This is a genomic window from Marinobacterium lacunae (assembly GCF_000705555.1).
Lineage (GTDB): Bacteria > Pseudomonadota > Gammaproteobacteria > Pseudomonadales > Balneatricaceae > Marinobacterium_D > Marinobacterium_D lacunae.
Map to the genome: position 1 here is coordinate 20,245 of NZ_JMQN01000004.1, position 18,364 is coordinate 38,608.

Consider the following 18,364-nt stretch of genomic DNA (forward strand, 5'->3'; position numbering starts at 1 on the left):
GAAAGGCCGATGCATCGATATCAGGTTCGGGGCACAACAACGCCGGTTTGCCCCTGGTACTTGCCACCACGGTCGCGGTATGACGTTTCACACACCTCATCCGCGCCCAGGAACAGCATCTGCGCCACGCCCTCATGGGCATAGATTTTAGCGGGCAGCGGTGTGGTATTCGAAAACTCAAGCGTCACATGGCCCTCCCACTCGGGCTCAAGCGGCGTGACATTGACGATAATACCGCAACGCGCATAGGTACTCTTACCCAGACAGATGGTCAGCACATCCCGAGGTATACGGAAATACTCAACCGTGCGCGCAAGTGCAAACGAATTGGGTGGAATGATGCAAACATCGGATTTCACATCAACAAAGCTTCCGTCGTCGAAGTTTTTAGGGTCGACGATAGATGAGTTGATATTGGTGAAAATCTTGAACTCATCCGCACAGCGCACATCGTAGCCATAGCTCGATGTGCCATAGGACACGATCGGCTGGTCGTTGACGCGACGTACCTGTGAAGGCTCGAACGGCTCGATCATCTTGTGTTCGGCGGCCATCCGGCGGATCCAGCTGTCTGACTTAATACCCATAAAAACTCTGTCCAGCCCCTGTATGCACGGCGATAAAGAGGCGCCATTCTACAGCGCTTCAATGTAAAAACGCCAGTATCGGCGGGTATTCCGTATGCATTCTGCACACGCAAAACCCGCCGGCTGAGAACTTCAGGAAACGGTGCGGTCAGTCGCCGAAGATCGAGATATTGGGAATGCGACTCGCCTGCCCTGCCCTCAACGCCAAGCGCACGGACAGACGGGTCGCGATTTCCAGATACCGTTTAGCGTGAGGCCCTTCGGGATCAGCAACTACGCTCGGCTTACCGTTGTCGGCCTGCTCACGTATCGCCAGCGCCAGCGGCATCTGCCCCAGCAGCTCACAGTCGTAGTCCCGGGCCAGCCTGTCGCCGCCGCCACTGCCAAAAATAGACTCTTCGTGGCCGCAGTTGCTGCAGATATGGGTACTCATATTCTCGATTACGCCCAGTACAGGGATATCCACCTTGCGGAACATCTCGATCCCCTTTCTGGCATCAAGCAGCGCGATATCCTGTGGTGTTGTGACAACCACCGCACCGGATACCGGCACTCGCTGGGAGAGCGTAAGCTGGATGTCGCCAGTCCCCGGCGGCATATCGATCAGCAGATAATCCAAATCATCCCAACGTGTCTGATTCAGCAACTGCTGCAATGCACCGCTGACCATCGGCCCGCGCCATACCATCGGCGTGTCTTCATCGACCAGAAAACTCATCGACATCACCTGAATGCCCAGACTCTCCACCGGCAGGAAATATTTCTCCTCGGCCGTTTTCGGTCGAGTACCAGCAGGCACTCCGAGCATCATACCCTGACTAGGCCCGTAGATATCGGCATCAAGCACACCGACTCGCGCTCCTTGCTCCTTGAGAGCAAGCGCGAGGTTAGTCGTAGTCGTCGATTTTCCGACCCCGCCTTTGCCGGAAGCAATAGCGATGATATTGCGCACTCCAGCCAATCCAGGCAATTTATTCTGACCACCGTGGGCAGCGACCGTCTGGGCTATGCGAATCTCCAGCGGAGCATCACCACAATCGGCATGCACGGCGTCCGTCAACGCGCTCCTGATCGCCTCATGGTCCTGGGCACACACATAAGGCAACTCCAGCTCAACGCGGACACTGCCCCCTTCTACTGAGACCGATTTAACCGCATGCGCTTCGCCCAATGACTGCTTCAGCCACGGATCAACCCACGCTTCTATGCACGCCTGAATTCGGGCCTGATCGAGATCTGACATCAATTTACCTCTTACACTTACAATTCCCGAGTAACTTTGTCAGCTATTGTGACGAATCCGCACCCATCAAGTCCAGCGCCACCTGCTTAGCCCCCTTCAGATCGGGCTTCCCGCTGCCCAGAGAAGGCAGTTCGGGAATCAGGAAAACCGCCGTCGGCACCATCAAAGGCGGCATCCCCCCCTCGACCAACTGTTTGCGCAACAGATCACCCGAATCGTCAGACATCTCACCTAGCTCAACCAACAGGACGACCTGCTCCCCCTTGCGAGCATCCGAAGTCGACGTCGCCATCAGCGCCACATCCGCCCCCAGAATCTTCTGCGCACGCTCTTCAACTGCGCCGAGCGATATCATCTCGCCCCCCACCTTGATAAAGCGGGAATATCGATCCACAAGCGTAAGGAAACCATCAGCATCCAGATATCCTTTGTCGCCACTGACATACCAACGGACGCCGTCACGTTCCACAATTACTTTCCGGGTACGTTCGGGATCATCCAGATACCCTTGCATGATCTGCGTACCACCAATCAGCACCATACCTGCTTCGCCAACAGGCAGTGGCTCGAGACTTTCAGGATCGACAATACAAAACCACGAACCGGGCAATGCCATCCCGACCGTTCCCGGCTTGTTGCCAACCTGTAGGGTCCAATAATTGGTATCCAGATAGTCGGGCAGGTTTACGCTGGCGACGGGGGTTGTCTCGGTACAGCCATAACCTTCCAGCACCGACTTGTGGAAGCGATTCTCGAACTGATCCCGCACTTGCGGGGATAGTTTCTCAGCTCCCGATACGACCAGCCGTAAAGACTCGAACATCGCCGGCTGCAACCGATTCTGGCGGGTATAAAGCCGCAGGAAGGTACTCGTGCCGCATAGTAAAGTCGCCCTCCAACGAGCGGCCGCTTTTCCCACGTTGACCGCATCCGTAGGATCCGGGTGGCATACCAGCGGCACGCCTTCAATCAGCGGCATCATGGTGGTCGCGGTCAGGCCAAAGGCATGGAACAGCGGTAACGTTCCGAGCACGCAGTCATCGTCACGAATATTGAAAACGTCCGCAATCTGCTTGAGATTGGCCATCACGTTACGATGGCTGAGCATAACGCCCTTCGGCGCCCCTTCGCTGCCCGATGAAAACAGAATAGCCAGTGTGTCATCCAGTGTACGACCACCACCGAGCCACCGCTCAACCAGCGAAACCGGCATGAGCCGAACCATGGCAAGCGTCAGAAGCCGCTCCACTGGGCCGACCCGTGCCTTGATGGACTCGAGTTCGATCACCTTTTTGCCTGACAACAGCGGCTTCATATCCAGCCCGCGCTGTTCCAGTCGCGAGATAAACTGCCGAGATGTCACGATGGTCTGCACCTCCGCCCGGGCACAGCACTCTTCCAGCACCGACAACGGCGCGGTGTAGTTAAGCGGGACGAGGGTTCGTCCACTCATCATCAGCGCTAGAGTACCGATCACACCGCCCGGCGCAGATGGCAACAGCACGCCCACCCTCTGACCGACACAATGACAAAGGTGCCGACGCAGCACAGCGCAGGCCGTCAACACCCGCAGGTGGCTCATCGCCGGCCCCTGCAGATCGGTCAACGCCCACTCAGATGGGGCCGCCCTTGCCGTTCTCACGAATGCGCGCGGCAACGTCGGCAGGGTATCGGTATAGGCATCCCAGGCTCGGATGGACAGTATCGAAACGGCTTGGCGAACTTCAATTGCATCGGCCGTCACGGACATTGGCTCACCGAACGCAACAATAACATCACGCTTCCACCCAGCACGGCGTGAACTCTTCTGCCGAGCGTTGGACCGGGAGAAACGACTCCCCCATAAACCTCGCAGATAAAACGGCAGAATTTGCACGTTCTCGCGACGGACCACCTTGCCGATGCGCTCGAACCCACGTTTGAACGGTGCCAACTGGCCGCTGTAACTGATAGCACCCTCTGGGAACAGACACACAACTTCGCCCTTCTCCAGCAGCGCCGCAACGCGCTCCATCGCATCGCGACTGCTGGCAGGCGAAATCGGTATGACGCGATACAGATCAAGCAACCACTTGAACAGGCGCCGCTCGTATATGGAACGCTCCATGACAAAATGCACATGGCGTGGGCACGCGAGTTGGACCATGGCCCAATCAAGCCAACTGATGTGGTTACCCAGTAACAACACACCCTTTCCATCGGCGGGCATGTGTTCGAACCCGAGCACCTCCAGCCTGTAGCGGTTACGCATAAGAATACGTACCAGCAGGCGAAGCATAGCCTCGGGCAATCGAACAAACGCCAATACAGCACCGGCCGCCGCACTGAGCGCCAGCACAATTAACAGCGCCTTGGCTGGCACCGCCCAGAACGCACTGCCGACAGTCGCCAACAGGCAGGAAAACATCGCCACGTTCTGCAGGAAATTATTTCCGGCCAGAATCGATCCACTCTCACCCTCTGGCGCGTGAAATTGAATCAACGCATTGAGCGGCACAATCGCCATTGCGCCACCCAGACCGATCAGAAAAAACAGTACACCTGCCTGTCCCAGCGTTTGACTGAACGGCAAAAGCGCCAACCCGAGGGTGACGATAATGGCACCGGCGGGCACCAGCCCGGTATTGATGTGGTGTCGAGAGGCCGAGGCTACAAAAATGGACCCGATCAGAATCCCTACCCCGGCAAGCGCCATCGCACCCTGAATCAGGAAGGTGTTCACCTCACCCAGGTGGGCTTTCACATACGCCGGGTATACGGCCACCATCACCTGGCTGATCGACCAGAACAACGCCAGACCTACAACTGACCACAGGATCGGTCGGTGCTGGAAAATTCGCGAGAGGTTCTTGCGTAACATCTGCCCCCGTAGGTAGGCGCGCATATCCAGCGTAAGGTCATGTTGAGCTGCCCCTTCGCCCATTCTCAATGACAATAGCCACTCGATAACCGCCAGCACCACCAGCAGCCATCCAAGAGGCGCAACCTGACGCAGAATATCCTCAGGTTGATGCTCGACCAGCACCGTGAGCGCCAGGCGCTGCTCAAACAGCAGGGAAAACAGAACAATGGAACCGAGGATGGCGATGATCGTGGCGGCCTGAACCCAGCCGTTGGCGCTGCTCAGGTTATCCGTACCGACCAACTCCCGGATGTAGCCGTACTTGGCCGGGGAATAAAACGCACTCTGCATCGCCAACAAAAACGTCATGGCGAACGCCGGTATAAACCAGCCCTGGTAATAACAGAACGTGATGATCAGCGTCAGCACCACGGCGACCGCTGCCGACACCCGCATCACTCTTGGCTTAGCAAATCGATCCGAGAGAAAACCCGCCGGCGTAAACACCAGGATAAACGGCAGTAGAATCAGGGCGTTGACCACTGCGGTCAACAGCACCTGTTCAGGCCCATCGTAGGACTTGAACAGCGTGTTCTGGATCAGAATCTTGTGACCGAGATCCAGCATGGCGTTCAGGAACGCAACGCCGATAAACGGCAGGAAGCCTGCCAATCGCCAGAGAGGGCGATAGTGTCTTAGGTGCTCATCTTGCCTTGACGCCATACGCCCTCCAGAGCAAACCGAAATCAGATACGCGTCAAATAAACGCCACACTCCAGATGTTCGGTGTAGGGGAACTGATCGAAGATCGCGAAACGTTCCACCTTGTGCGTCTTGGTAATCTGCCGCAGATTCTCGCGCAGCGTTTCCGGGTTACAGGAGATATAGAGTATATGCTGGTATTCAACCACCTGAGAGACGGTCTCATCGTCAAGACCCGCCCGTGGCGGATCAACCAGAACCGTCGTGAAGTCGCACTCATCAAGGGCCAGCCCGTTTACCTTGCGCGTTTCTTTCTGCCCCTTGAGCACAAGTGACAGGTCTTCAGAGGGCATGCGGAGCACATCAATATTGTCGATACCGTTCTGCTCTATATTGAAGCGGGCCGAACGTACCGACTCTTTGGATATCTCGGTCGCTACGACCCGGCGGAAGTTTTGCGCCAGCGGTAAGGTAAAATTGCCGTTACCGCAGTAGAATTCCACCAGATCCCCCCCCGCATTGCGGCTGGCATCAAGCGCCCAATGGATCATCTGGCGACAGACTTCGGCATTGGGTTGAGTGAAGCTGTTTTCGGTCTGCTTGTAACTGTATATGCGGCCATCGATATCCAGCCGTTCGATCACGAAGTCGCGATCCAGCACAATCTTGTTCTTGCGTGAGCGACCAATAATGTCGATACCAAACTTCTCTTTGAGCGGGCGCACAGCGTCAGTCCACTCCTCGCCGATGGGGCGATGATACAGAAGGCTCACCAGAAGCTCGCCTGAGAGCGTGCTGAGAAAGTCGACCTGGAACAGTTTGAATCGCAACCGCGGATCGGGCTTCAGAGCCTCGACCAGCTCAAACATCATGTTATGAATGCGCTCGGACACCATAGGGCAAGTATCAATACGAACCGGTGCCCGCTTGTCGCCTGGTTCAAACATGACATAGTAAAGATCATCACTGTCATGCCAGACCCTGAACTCAGCCCTCATTCGATAACGTGTATCCGGCGAGCGAAAAAGGTCTATTTCAGGCAGTTCGAACTCCGCGAAATCACGCTCTATGCGTTCGCGTTTGCGGATAAGTTGATTTTCATACTGGGTCGGATCGACCTGGGGCAGCGGCATCGATATCCTCGGCGGGCTTGGCAAAACAGGGCGCGATTCTAACAGGCGCCCCGCCCCACTCCAACAGGCCTAGTCCCGGTGCTCATGCGCCTACCAATGCGCCTTTAGCTGATTGGCGTGATCCAGCGCCATGTTTTCCCATACGCTTCGCCGATCCATCTGCCCTATAGTATCGAGGTAACTCAGTGACAAATGCCCGCCAAGCGGACAATCCATCACATTGAGCAGAGATGGCAGCAACGCATCCGCCACATGCACGGCGGTGAGTGTACTGTATGCATTATCGTCGGCAGCTTTCGGGACATGATGAAAGAGTATTGCACGCACCACCCGCGGCGAGACGCCCCAACGGCGCAGTATCGAAGCCCCGAGTTCACCATGAGTCAACTTATAGTCGAGCTTTTCGACAGCGTAGATCGGTTGTTTCAATACCGCGGCCTTTTCCATTGAGTGACGGTATCGCCCCGGATCGAAGCACACCATTACCCGCATGCCGATGTCATGCAAAAGGCCTGCTGCAAAAGCGCTACCCATACTGACCCGGTCCGATCCTGCATCACGGGCGATGCGCTCCGACAAACGCGCGCAGGCAAGATTACGACTCAGCAGATGTTCAAACGAAAAGCTGGTCCACTCCTCGGGCTGGGGAAACACGTGCATCAGATGCGCCATGATGCTGAGATCGCGTAAAGTGCGAAGCCCCACAAGACGCACCGTTTCGTTGATACTGAAAAGATGGCGGTCATAACCGAACAGCGGATTGTTGAGCAGTTCCATCAGCTGCTTCATGTAATCCAGACACCCTCTGAATAACGGCGCAACCGATGCAGTACTTTCATTTACCTGCTGATCGATCATCCGGTTGAGTCCGGCAACCTGCTCTGGCAATGGTGCAATTTCGCCAAACTCACCAAGCAAGGCCTCGATACCCGGATTTCTCAATCGGGCTATAACAGGGCGGTTCCGCTCCAGAATGAACTGAACACGCGATGCTTCAGCCGTGGCTGGAATAGAGGCATCCGCCACATCGCTCGCTTCCGTCTGATATCGTGCGGTCGAGTCGCTATTGAGCTGAATACGGATAATCCAGGGCCTGCTCCTGGCGATCTCGCGCAAACAGGCATGGGCGTCTGGGTCGTCGCCACGACTGCGGATTGCAACCGCCTCCACGTCGGCCTGCTGCAACGCATCAAACAATGCGTCTTGACCGGCCAGATACTCCGGCTGCAGCTCCGCAAGGCCGGGTAACTTACCCGATGCTTCCGTTAGATCACATATGATCAATTTTCCCATCGCACATCCCTGCATAATCCAATCGACATTAACGTCACAAGCCGCCGTTCCAGGCAGCCCCGAGAGCGCCCCACCTTCATAACAGACAAGTTTCGGCGTAGAATCGGCCGCCTGAATCCCAATGAACCCGATTTGAGCTACCGATGACCGACAGCAAGCGCAAGATTCTCGTCACCAGTGCCCTGCCCTACGCCAACGGCCCAATCCATCTGGGTCATCTCGTAGAATACATCCAGACCGACATTTGGGTACGTTTCCAGAAACAGCGCGGCCACCAGTGCACCTACGTGTGTGCCGACGACGCCCATGGCACTCCGATTATGCTCAAGGCCAACCAGCTTGGCATTGAGCCTCAGCAACTGATCGATCAGGTCAGTGCCGAGCACCAGCGCGACTTCTCTGGCTTCATGGTCGGTTTCGATAACTACTACTCTACCCACTCCGACGAAAACCGCCACTTTGCGACGCTGATTTACACGCGTCTGCGCGATGCCGGCCACATTGCACGTCGCACCATTACCCAGGCGTTCGATCCTGAGAAACAGATGTTTCTGCCCGACCGGTTCATCAAAGGCGAGTGCCCCAAATGCGGCGCTGCCGACCAGTATGGCGACTCATGTGAAGCCTGCGGCGCCACCTATCAGCCGATTGAGCTCAAAAACGCGTACTCGGCAATCTCCGGTGCCAAGCCGATCGAAAAGGATTCCGAGCATTTCTTCTTCAAGCTGGAAGACTTCGAACAGTTCCTGCGCGAGTGGGTTGACGGTCATGTTCAGTCCCAGATGAAGCACAAGCTCAACGAGTGGTTCGAATCGGGTCTGCAGCAGTGGGATATCTCCCGTGATGCGCCCTACTGGGGCTTTGAGATTCCCGATGCGCCGGGCAAATACTTCTATGTCTGGCTTGATGCACCGATCGGCTACATGGCGAGCTTCAAGAACTGGTGTGACAAAAATGGCGTGGATTTCGATGACTACTGGAAACAGGGATCCGATGCCGAGCTTTACCACTTCATCGGCAAGGATATCGCCTATTTCCACACTCTGTTCTGGCCTGCCGAGCTGCACGGTGCCGGATTCCGCACCCCAACCGGCGTGTTCTGCCACGGCTTCCTGACGGTCAACGGCCAGAAGATGTCCAAGTCCCGCGGCACTTTCATCATGGCTGAGACCTACCTGAAGCACCTGCGCCCCGAATATCTGCGCTACTACTTCGCGGCCAAGCTCGGTTCCGGCATCGACGATATCGACTTGAGCCTTGATGATTTCCGTCTGCGTGTAAATGCCGATCTGGTTAACAAGGTTGTCAATATTGCCAGCCGCTGCGCGGGCTTCATTCAGAAGAAGTTCGACGGCATGCTCGACTCTGAGCTCACCAATGCCGCTTTGTATCATGAAGCCGTTGCGGCCGGACGCAGCATCGCCGAGGCCTATGAGAAGCGTGAATATTCCCGCGCCATGCGCGAGATCATGCAGATCGCCGACAAGGCAAACCAGTATATCGATACCGCCGAGCCTTGGGTGCTGGCCAAGGACGAAAGCCGCCTGGCGGAAGTTCAGGCCTGCTGTACGCTTGGAATCAACCTGTTCCGCGTGATAGTCAGCTATCTGGCGCCGGTTCTGCCTCAAGTGGCTGAAGAGGCTGCTGCCTTCCTGAATATTGACACTTTCGCATGGAACGCCGTTGAGAAGCCGCTGCTGAGTCACAAGATCAACAAGTTCAAACCGCTGATGCAGCGAGTGGAGCCCGAGGCGATCGAGAAAGTGATCGAAGACTCCAAACAGAACCTTCAGGCCGCGGCAGCCGTCGCCTCCCCAGCCCCTGCTAAAGCAGCCGATGCCCAAGAGCCGATCGCTGACACCATCGACTTTACTGACTTTGCCAAAGTGGACCTGCGTGTCGTGCGAATCGCCAAGGCCGAGCATGTTGAGGGCGCCGACAAGCTGCTGCGATTGACGCTGGATCTCGGTGGCGAAACCCGAAATGTTTTTGCCGGTATTAAATCCGCCTACAAGCCGGAAGATCTCGAAGGCAAACTCACGGTCATGGTGGCCAATCTCGCACCACGTAAAATGAAGTTCGGCGTCTCCGAGGGCATGGTTCTGGCAGCAGGTCCTGGCGGACAGGATCTCTGGATTTTGGAACCGCACGAAGGCGCACAGCCGGGGATGAGGATCAAGTAACGCCCATCTCAGGAGAGATCCTGATCCGGGTTGAGCAGCTGGACCTCCAGCGGCTCAACCCGATCTTCGGACAAGCCGATCATCTCGCCATATGCGCTGTGATGAACCAGACGGGTGTCGGAAATACCCATCCCTTTGAACAGTCGTTTCGCATCCAACTGACTGCGAAAGCAGAGTATTGCCCCGTGAGCATCGCATATCGAGTATCGCCCATCGTCGGTCGATACCTCAGCGGTGTAGAGACTGCCCTCGGCAGCCGTCAACACAAGACGCTTCACCGGAGCGGCACTACGCCTGAGTTCGTCTATGGTGATTTTCAACTCTGATCTCCCAATCTACTCACGCTATAGACGTATACGGTCAAATATGGAAACTGGTTCTACCATCGACGCGATGGTTCCGAATGAGCATACCAATGGACAATAGCGCGACACATAGCACACACAGGGAGTAACACAGATGCGTTTTCTCATCGTGGGCGCCGGCGGAATCGGATGCTACTACGGCGCAAAGCTTCTGAAAGCCGGACACGACTGCACATTTGTCGCACGCGGACCTCACCTAGAGGCCATGCGCAAAAGCGGGCTTCATGTCGTCCATACCGACTTTGAATTTCTGGCCCCCGTTGACGTCACTGACCTGAGCTCGTTGATCAATGATCGAATGGCCAGCGAATTCGATCTGATCATGCTGACGCTTAAATCAGGCGCCACCGACGGGATTCTGACTCAGCTCGATACGTGGCTTAGTCATGCGAATACCCCGATATTGTCACTCCAGAACGGGGTCGACAACGAGTCCCGGATTGCTCAGTCGGTCGGCAACTGCCGTACATTCGGCGGACTGGCTGTCCGCATAGGTGGACACATCCAAAGGCCCGGCATTATCGAAGCTACAGGGCCGGCTCAAATCATTTTCGGCCCCTGGCCGAACAGCAAAATGACACCCGATTCGCAATCATTTGCTCAGATTCTGGAAAGCTGCTTCGAACAGGCTGGCATACCGACACATGTCAGTGACGACATCAGGCGCGAACTATGGCGAAAACTGCTGATCAATAACGGTGTGAACCCGCTATCGGCTCTGACGGGGCTGGATACCCGAAGCCTCACATCCGACCCCGCACTTGGCAACAGCGTTTACAGCATGATGCAGGAGACGGCCTGTGCCGCGCGTGCCGATGACGTAGAACTGACTCAAGCGGATATCGATGAGATGTTTACACTGATCAGCCAGTTCGACGCCATTAAAACCTCCATGCTGGTCGACCGTGAGAAAGGCCGCCCTCTGGAGCTGGACAGCATAAGCGGCGCTGTCATACGCCGATGCGTTCAACTACAGCTCAATGCGCCCATCACGTCTTTGGTGACGCGACTACTCGAAATGGATGTAGCCTCGCCCTCTTTATATAACCTGAACGGACAAAACGCAGATGATGACACCTGAACAGTTTGCAGAGCGCATCGGCAACGATACGTCACTGGATTTCGAAGATACCATTGCGGTGATAGATGCTCATTTTGAGTATACCCCCTGCGCATTCCGCAACGGCGAGCAGCAGAACGCTGCTGGCGAAAACGGCGGCTCCTGCAAGATTCTGGCATTCGGCCAGCTGATGAAGCTGAACGAACAGCAGACGCTTAAGTGTTTCGGGCGCTTCTACCAAGATGTATTGGCAACCCCCGAGGGCAGTGACCATGGCAATATACGCAACTTCATGCGCAGCGGCTGGAGTGGAGTAAAATTCGAGAGCGAAGCACTCAAGCGGATTTGAGCCAAGGGCTCAACATTGGCTAATGAGCTGCGCTATCCTACAGGGAAAGAAGAACCATAAAAGGAAAATCTGATGTCAGAAAACGAACAGTGGAACGGACGTAACCGCCGTTCGGGGCAGGACCGCCGCCAACAACCGGACCGTCGCGAAGATATTCGTTTTGAGCCGGGCAAAAAGGATCGCCGACAGAATCGCGGCCGCAGAGTCGAAGACAGGGATATGTGGGAAGAGGCGATGAAGGAGGACTAATCGTCATCCAAGCGTCACAATAACGTCAATTCTGCGTCACCTGTTCGTCTTACCTTGGTCGCCGTCATGTAACACTGTCGGGACTCAAGATGCAGATCAACGTCGAACAGGTACTCCTCAGCAAATATCCGGGGTTTGCCGCCAAGCCAGCCCCGGTTCGCCGCTCTACCCTATTCTGCCTTCGCCGTTTGGTCAGAGAACGGGAGATCAACCGTTTTCTGGACGAGAACAAAGATGTCAGCGGCTTCGAATTCATCGACCGGGTTCTCGACTATTTCAACTTCAGCTACAGCGTCAGCAGCAAAGAGCGGATCAACATCCCCTCAAGCGGCCGGGTTATCATCGTCGCCAACCACCCACTGGGCGCTCTGGATGGCCTGGCGCTGTTGAAGCTGGTTGGCGAGGTTCGTCGCGACGTTCGCATTATCGCCAATGACGTCCTGATGCATTTCGACCCGCTTCAAAATCTGTTTCTGCCCGTCGACAACCTTGGTCAGGGCACACGCAAGCGGGACATCGCGCGCATCGTGGACTGCTTGCGAAACGATGAGGCCGTCATCGTTTTCCCGGCCGGAGAGGTCTCCCGCGCGGGTTTTACCGGCATCAAGGACGGCCCGTGGAACAGCGGTTTTTTGATGTTTGCACGCAAAAGCAATGCGCCAATTCTGCCGGTCTTCGTCGGCGGCAAAAACTCCGCGCTGTTCTATGGCCTTTCGACGCTGAACAAATCCATGTCATCGCTGCTGCTGGCTCATGAGATGTTCAACAAGCGCTCCAAAACCCTGCCCGTTCGAATCGGCGAGCCGATTGCGTTCAGCCAGATAGACACGCTTCCGGTTGCAGCCAAGCTCAAGGCAAAACTGCTTAAAAAACACCTTTACCGCATTGCACGCAACAAATCCCCCCTGTTCAAGACCGAAAAAACCATCGCGCACCCCCAGAACCGGCAGATCCTCAAGCAGGAACTGCGTGCATCCGAGTTACTCGGCGAAACCTCTGATGGCAAAAAAATCTACCTATTCGACTACCAGAGCGATTCAGCCGTCATGGCTGAGATCGGTCGACTTCGGGAGATAGCCTTTCGGTGTGTCGGCGAGGGAACAGGCGCACGACGTGACCTCGACAAATATGACCACCACTACCGTCACCTGATCCTATGGGACGAAGAGGATCTGGAGATCGCGGGAGCCTACCGGCTGGCGGAAGTGTCTAGACTTGACCGTTCGACGCTGCCGGAACAGCTCTACAGTGCAAGCCTGTTTCACTACAACGCCGATATGGCACCCTATTTCGAACAAGGCATCGAGCTCGGACGCAGCTTTGTACAGCCACGCTATTGGGGTCGCAGAAGCCTCGATTATCTCTGGTACGGGATCGGCGCCTACCTGCGCAGCCGCCCCGATATCCGCTATATGTTCGGGCCGGTGAGTCTGAGTAACAGCTACCCCAAACGAGCTCGGGACCTGCTTGTATGGTTCTACAGTCACTATTTCGGCGACCGAGACAATCTCGGGCGCTCCAACAGCCCTTACGTCATCGACGAAGACAGCCGCGCCGAAATGCTCAGATTGTTTCAAGGCGACGATTACAGCGCCGACTTTACTGTTCTGAAGGAGCAACTCGAATTCCTGGGTGTCTCTGTACCAACGCTCTACAAACAGTACAGCGAGCTGTGTGAGCCAGGCGGCGTACGCTTCCTCGATTTCGGCGTCGATGCCGACTTCAACTTCTGCGTCGACGGACTGGTGTTGGTCGATACCCAGTACGTAAAAGACCGCAAGCGCCAGCGCTACATTGGCGACACGCTTGAAACCATCGCGAGTTCTGAGGCGGCGCTGGCCTGATCGCTGGGGCTAACAGAGTCTGCGGTCTACACTGAAGCAAGACACCTTCTGGTGTCGGTTAGTAAGACTTGTGGACTCTGAAAATGGGCAAATCGTTAAAAACGGCTTCCAGCTCTTCCGAGATAGAGGCCTTCATTAGCCAGGCAAAAGGGCTGGCCACGCAAAGCGATACTTGCGGACGCCTGCTTTTTGCCCTGGACGCAACAGCCAGTCGCAGCCCGACGTGGGACCGTGCCTGCCAGCTGCAAAGCGAGATGTTCCTCGCCAGCTCTGCAAATGGGGAGCTACAGGTTCAGCTGTGCTACTACCGCGGCTATCGCGAGTTTAACCACTCAGGCTGGGTCAATAACGCCGCAGCCCTTCTCGACCAGATGAATGAGGTCACCTGCCTTGGCGGCCACACTCAGATCGGTCGAGTACTCAAGCACGCCCTTTATGAAAATAGCCGCGCCCCCATCAATGCCATCGTCATAATTGGCGATTGTTGTGAAGAGCCCATTGACGCCCTGTGCGAAATGGCTGGCGAACTGGGCCTTCGAGGCACCCCCATCTTCGCCTTTCATGAAGGCGACGACCCTCACGGCAAGTTGCTCTTTGAGCAGCTTGCACGCCTTTCAGGGGGGGCATTTGCACGATTCGACCTCAACAGCGCCCAACGTTTGAAAGAACTGCTTGGCGCAGCCGCTGTCTATGCCACAGGTGGGCTAACCGCTCTTGAACGTTATGCTGGCGCTGGCAGTCATGAGCTACTGGCTTTAACACGACAGTTACGACGCTAGCCCAAGCCGACATTTCGATGACTGACAAGGAGCGATTGTGAACCCGATCGGGTTGATTCTGTTCGGACTGATAGCAGGGGGAGGCTGGCTGTGGCTCAGACGCCAGCCACCGCAAGAGCGCACCCGCGCCGGACTCAAGCTTGCGCTGCTGCTGATACTGCTAGGGCTGTTGTTCCTTGCGATAACCGGCCGCCTGCACTGGCTGGGCGCCCTTGTGGCGCTTCTTCTTCCACTGGTACAACGGCTGCTCCCCCTGCTGATGCGCGTACTTCCCTGGATACACCGCCACACCCAAAGCCGCAGGCGTAGCCGAAGCCAAAGCGGCGGAACATCCACCGTGCGCAGCCGGATGATCGCCATGACACTTGAACATGACTCAGGTGTGATGGATGGCGAGATACTTGAGGGGACATTGAAAGGCCACAATTTGAGCCGCTTGAGCAAAGAAGAGTTTTTGCAACTCCTGAGTGAATGTCGGGCAAGTGACATTGACTCCACGCGGCTGCTTGAAACCTATCTCGACAAGCGTTTCGGCGCACAGTGGCGTGTCGATGACCCCGGTGCAACAAACTCCGATGAGCAGGTATCGACCACAAGTTCAAACATGACCCGTGAAGAAGCGCTGGCGATTCTGGGGTTGGAGCCCGAGGCTGATAGAGCTGCCATTATCGAAGCTCATCGCCGCCTGATTCAACGCAATCATCCCGACCGCGGTGGCAGCACCTGGCTTGCTTCCCGTATCAATGACGCCAAGACGCTGCTACTAAAAGACTGAATGGATCAGGGTAGTGGCTTGCGACCACCTTCAGGCCACTGGAGCGGCGCCCCCAAAGGTTGCAGCTCCAAACCTCGCCCGAGGGCAGGATCGTCATTCAGCAGCGTGAGCGATCCGTCATTGCCCAGCTTCCACAGCAGTGTATCAACCGCACCTTCACTGCCATCACGGGCAAGCTCCAGCAATATTCGATCGCTGTTTAAAAATCGCCACGCCCCCGCTCTGGGTACCAACGGCAGGCCATTGTGATTTTCCTCAATCAATCGCGCACTGCCGTCGGCCTTCATCAGCACATGGATATCACGTAGATACTGACCTGCCGGAGTTCTGTAACGTGAGGCCAGCGTCAAACGCTGCAGATCGCCATACCGGGCGCATCCATCGAAAAGAACCTCATCAAGATTTACGTGCGCAGTGAGCGCATACCAGACGCCTTGCTCATCCCGGCAGGGCTTGCGCTCCACCTCAAACGCGACATCCAGCTGCCCCTTGCCATCATCCAAGCGCTGATACCAGCGCCAGAGCGTACCCACACGCATTCGCTTGGGTTGGTCGAATACCAGCGTTCGCAGTCGTCCGGGCTGATTGAAAACCAGACGCTCGTCACTTAACAGTAGAGACCAGGCAGGCTCCAGCCCGCCAGCATACAGAGCCGTACCGGTGAAAGGCTCCAGACAACTATCGAGATCGCCTCCGATCACTCTCGGGTCAAGAATCTGCCAGCCCTCGAAAGAATCCCTCCCCCAACCTTCGACATATATCGGCAGCCCCTCTCGTCCCGCGCTCAGCCTCGAATACTCTTGCCGAAGAGTATCGGGCATCTCGCCCATGGAGTGCCACTGTTCGCGACCGCATGCTTGAAAACGAGCCCCTTGTGCATCAATCGAAACCAAACCGCGCTGATAGATGGCATCGTCTGGTAAGACCGGCCTTAGCTGGCAGCCTGAGACAAGAGTAATACACAGGAAAAACAAGAGGTAACGGAGCATCTTAGCAATCCTTGCGAAACATCATGTGATCTTAGTGACCGACAGTATCAGGCTCAAGCACGCAGCCGTCATGCATAGGGCGATGCAGCGCTGCAAAACCAAGGCGCACTGCTATTATCAGTATCATGTACGCGACACTTTTCGTCCAAAGAAGGAGATCGAGATGCCAGGACATAACTATCAGATCATCGAAATCGCAGGCTCTTCTACCAGCAGCTACGAAGACGCGATCAAGGGCGCTGTCGCCGAAGCTGCCTCGCGCTATGAACATTTGAACTGGTGGGAGGTCAAAGAGATGCGAGGCCATATACAGGATGGCGCGGTCGCCCACTACCAAGTTGTCCTGAAGATCGGTTTTCGCCTCGAATAATATGACTTAACAACAACTAACAGGCGCTTCGCCTTCGGGTGCGATGCGCTTTTAGCTATTCGATAAATTTAAAACAACTGTTACAATTGCTCAATAGTGTCGCAAAAGAGATGCTGCTTTTACCTACGTGCAGCCGCGACTCAACGGAACTGAACCCGTGTTCATCGTAGCATCGCCGTTAGTCGAGCCGTGCCAGGAGCCCAAAAGATGACCGCCACCCCACAAATTCTTCTTGTCGATCAAAACAGCGAACAGCTCCAGCAGCTCAATGAGTACCTGGTTGGCGCCGGTTACCGAGTGCGTACAGCAGAATCCGGTGACGAAGCGCTGCAACTGCTCGACTCGAGAAAAATTGAACTTGCCCTGTGCGATCTACGCACCAGTGCACGCGATGGACTAACGCTGAGCGAACTGATTCAACATGATTACCCCGCTATCACGCGAATCCTGATCGTAAACCAACAGGTACTTCCAGAAGCACTCGAAGCCACCGCGCAAGGTGCTTTTGGCATACTGACGCCACCTTTCGATCGCGCCCATCTGCTAGACACCGTGCGCGCGGCGTTGGATGCTGCCAACCAACGCCGTGACCAGCGCTGGCGCGCCGAAATTATTGCCCGCAGTCCGATCATGGAGAATCTTCTTGACCAGGCCCGCCGGGTTGCCGTTTCGGACGTCAATCTGATAATCAGTGGACCAGATGGCAGCGGCAAAGAACAGCTGGCCAAGGCAATTCACGAAGCGAGCCGCCGCTCACACAATCCATTCGAAGTCCTCAGCTGCAGCGACCTGCCCGAGCAGATGCTGGAATCGGAGCTTTTTGGCCACAGCCGCGGCGCCTTCAGCGGCGCCAACAGCGAACAGCAGGGAGTATTGTCTCGCGCTCAGGGCGGCACGCTTCTGTTGCGGGACATCTGTGATCTGCCGCTGGCTCTTCAGGCCAAGTTGCTGACCACGTTGAAATCCGGCCGGACACGCGCCATCGGCAGCGACAAGGACGAGCCTGTTGATGTTCGAGTTATCGCCAGCTCCCAGCGCAACCTTGAGCATGCGATGCTCAACGGCGAGATCGACGAATCGCTCTACTACCTGCTGAATGTGGTCAATCTGGACGTCCCGTCGCTTCAGGAGCGCGCAGAAGATATTCCACTACTGGCACGCCACTTCCTGGCGCAGGAAGCAAGTAAACAAAGCCGCCGGGTGCGCAACCTGTCTCCAGGCGCCATCCACCTGCTTGGCCTATCCGCATGGCCCGGAAATGTCGCACAGCTGAAAAAAGTGGTGGCTCAAGCGGTATCGAACAGCACATCCCCCGTCATCTCCGAATCCCTGATCTCACAGGCGATGGATAATCAGGAGCGCGTCATCCCCTCGTTCAACGAGGCACGTGCCGAGTTTGAGCGACGCTACCTGATCAAACTTCTGCAGATTACCGAAGGCAACGTTACCCATGCCGCTCGCATAGCTGAGCGCAACAGAACCGATCTGTACAAGCTTCTGGGCAAACATGATCTGGAGCCCTCCCGGTTCAAGGTTCGCCGTCGTCGCGCGAAAAGCGATGCGGCAGCGACTCAAGATCGCACCGGCACGCAGGGATAACA

General features: G+C 56.0%; 16 protein-coding genes. 9 read left to right on the top strand and 7 right to left on the bottom strand.

The features are described from left to right. Positions 1-20 precede the first annotated feature (20 nt). The 5 genes from dcd to ADIMK_RS00130 all read right to left on the bottom strand — a co-directional run bounded on the left by dcd (position 21) and on the right by ADIMK_RS00130 (position 7,800). Positions 21-587 carry a dCTP deaminase gene (gene dcd, locus ADIMK_RS00110; RefSeq protein WP_036182209.1) on the bottom strand — a complete coding sequence of 189 codons (567 nt, stop codon included), beginning with the start codon at positions 585-587 and terminating at the stop codon, positions 21-23. Positions 588-735: 148 nt separating this feature from the next. After that, positions 736-1,830, bottom strand: a complete 1,095-nt coding sequence (gene apbC / locus ADIMK_RS00115) for an iron-sulfur cluster carrier protein ApbC (protein WP_036182211.1) — start codon at positions 1,828-1,830, stop codon at positions 736-738. A gap of 43 nt (positions 1,831-1,873) precedes the next feature. After that, complete coding sequence (locus tag ADIMK_RS00120; protein WP_051692210.1) at positions 1,874-5,395, bottom strand: acyl-[ACP]--phospholipid O-acyltransferase; 3,522 nt, start codon at positions 5,393-5,395, stop codon at positions 1,874-1,876. A 23-nt stretch (positions 5,396-5,418) separates the two neighbouring features. Then, positions 5,419-6,507, bottom strand: a complete 1,089-nt coding sequence (trmA, locus tag ADIMK_RS00125) for a tRNA (uridine(54)-C5)-methyltransferase TrmA (RefSeq protein ID WP_036182213.1) — start codon at positions 6,505-6,507, stop codon at positions 5,419-5,421. Positions 6,508-6,597: 90 nt separating this feature from the next. Beyond that, the gene (locus ADIMK_RS00130; protein ID WP_036182215.1) at positions 6,598-7,800 is read right to left on the bottom strand and encodes an HDOD domain-containing protein; all 1,203 of its coding nucleotides are present in this window, start codon (positions 7,798-7,800) and stop codon (positions 6,598-6,600) included. A gap of 143 nt (positions 7,801-7,943) precedes the next feature. On the opposite strand from ADIMK_RS00130, the gene metG reads away from it, so the two are divergent. Then, positions 7,944-9,983: a methionine--tRNA ligase gene (gene metG / locus ADIMK_RS00135; RefSeq protein WP_036182217.1), complete on the top strand. Its 2,040-nt coding sequence runs from the start codon at positions 7,944-7,946 to the stop codon at positions 9,981-9,983. Between the two features lie 8 nt (positions 9,984-9,991). Here the strand turns inward: metG and ADIMK_RS00140 are convergent, their stop codons facing one another. After that, positions 9,992-10,303 carry a DUF6482 family protein gene (locus tag ADIMK_RS00140; RefSeq protein ID WP_036182219.1) on the bottom strand — a complete coding sequence of 104 codons (312 nt, stop codon included), beginning with the start codon at positions 10,301-10,303 and terminating at the stop codon, positions 9,992-9,994. Positions 10,304-10,442: 139 nt separating this feature from the next. Here ADIMK_RS00140 and ADIMK_RS00145 point away from each other — a divergent pair, with 139 nt between their 5' ends. The 6 genes from ADIMK_RS00145 (at position 10,443) to ADIMK_RS00165 (ending at position 15,404) form a co-directional block, all read left to right on the top strand. Next, entirely contained in the window at positions 10,443-11,429 is a 987-nt protein-coding gene (locus tag ADIMK_RS00145; protein ID WP_036182221.1) for a ketopantoate reductase family protein, read from the top strand. Further along, positions 11,416-11,757 carry a HopJ type III effector protein gene (locus ADIMK_RS00150; RefSeq protein ID WP_368085812.1) on the top strand — a complete coding sequence of 114 codons (342 nt, stop codon included), beginning with the start codon at positions 11,416-11,418 and terminating at the stop codon, positions 11,755-11,757. Before ADIMK_RS00145 ends, ADIMK_RS00150 begins: the two co-directional genes overlap by 14 nt. Before the next feature lie 72 nt (positions 11,758-11,829). Continuing rightward, positions 11,830-12,006 (top strand): hypothetical protein, encoded by a 177-nt coding sequence (locus ADIMK_RS22045; protein WP_197027436.1) that lies wholly within the window; start codon positions 11,830-11,832, stop codon positions 12,004-12,006. An 89-nt stretch (positions 12,007-12,095) separates the two neighbouring features. Beyond that, the gene (olsF, locus tag ADIMK_RS00155) at positions 12,096-13,850 is read left to right on the top strand and encodes a bifunctional ornithine lipid synthase OlsF (protein ID WP_051692212.1); all 1,755 of its coding nucleotides are present in this window, start codon (positions 12,096-12,098) and stop codon (positions 13,848-13,850) included. Between the two features lie 83 nt (positions 13,851-13,933). Further along, positions 13,934-14,629, top strand: a complete 696-nt coding sequence (locus ADIMK_RS00160; protein ID WP_036182223.1) for a vWA domain-containing protein — start codon at positions 13,934-13,936, stop codon at positions 14,627-14,629. A gap of 37 nt (positions 14,630-14,666) precedes the next feature. Continuing rightward, positions 14,667-15,404 (top strand): J domain-containing protein, encoded by a 738-nt coding sequence (locus ADIMK_RS00165; protein WP_036182225.1) that lies wholly within the window; start codon positions 14,667-14,669, stop codon positions 15,402-15,404. Positions 15,405-15,409: 5 nt separating this feature from the next. Here ADIMK_RS00165 and ADIMK_RS00170 read toward each other — a convergent pair whose 3' ends face one another. Beyond that, on the bottom strand, positions 15,410-16,393 hold the full coding sequence (locus ADIMK_RS00170; protein ID WP_036182228.1) for a hypothetical protein: 984 nt from the start codon (positions 16,391-16,393) through the stop codon (positions 15,410-15,412). Between the two features lie 34 nt (positions 16,394-16,427). On the opposite strand from ADIMK_RS00170, the gene ADIMK_RS22385 reads away from it, so the two are divergent. Beyond that, positions 16,428-16,763: a dodecin gene (locus ADIMK_RS22385; RefSeq protein ID WP_438267739.1), complete on the top strand. Its 336-nt coding sequence runs from the start codon at positions 16,428-16,430 to the stop codon at positions 16,761-16,763. 207 nt (positions 16,764-16,970) lie between these two features. After that, positions 16,971-18,362 (top strand): sigma 54-interacting transcriptional regulator, encoded by a 1,392-nt coding sequence (locus tag ADIMK_RS00180; protein WP_036182231.1) that lies wholly within the window; start codon positions 16,971-16,973, stop codon positions 18,360-18,362. Positions 18,363-18,364: the final 2 nt, after the last annotated feature.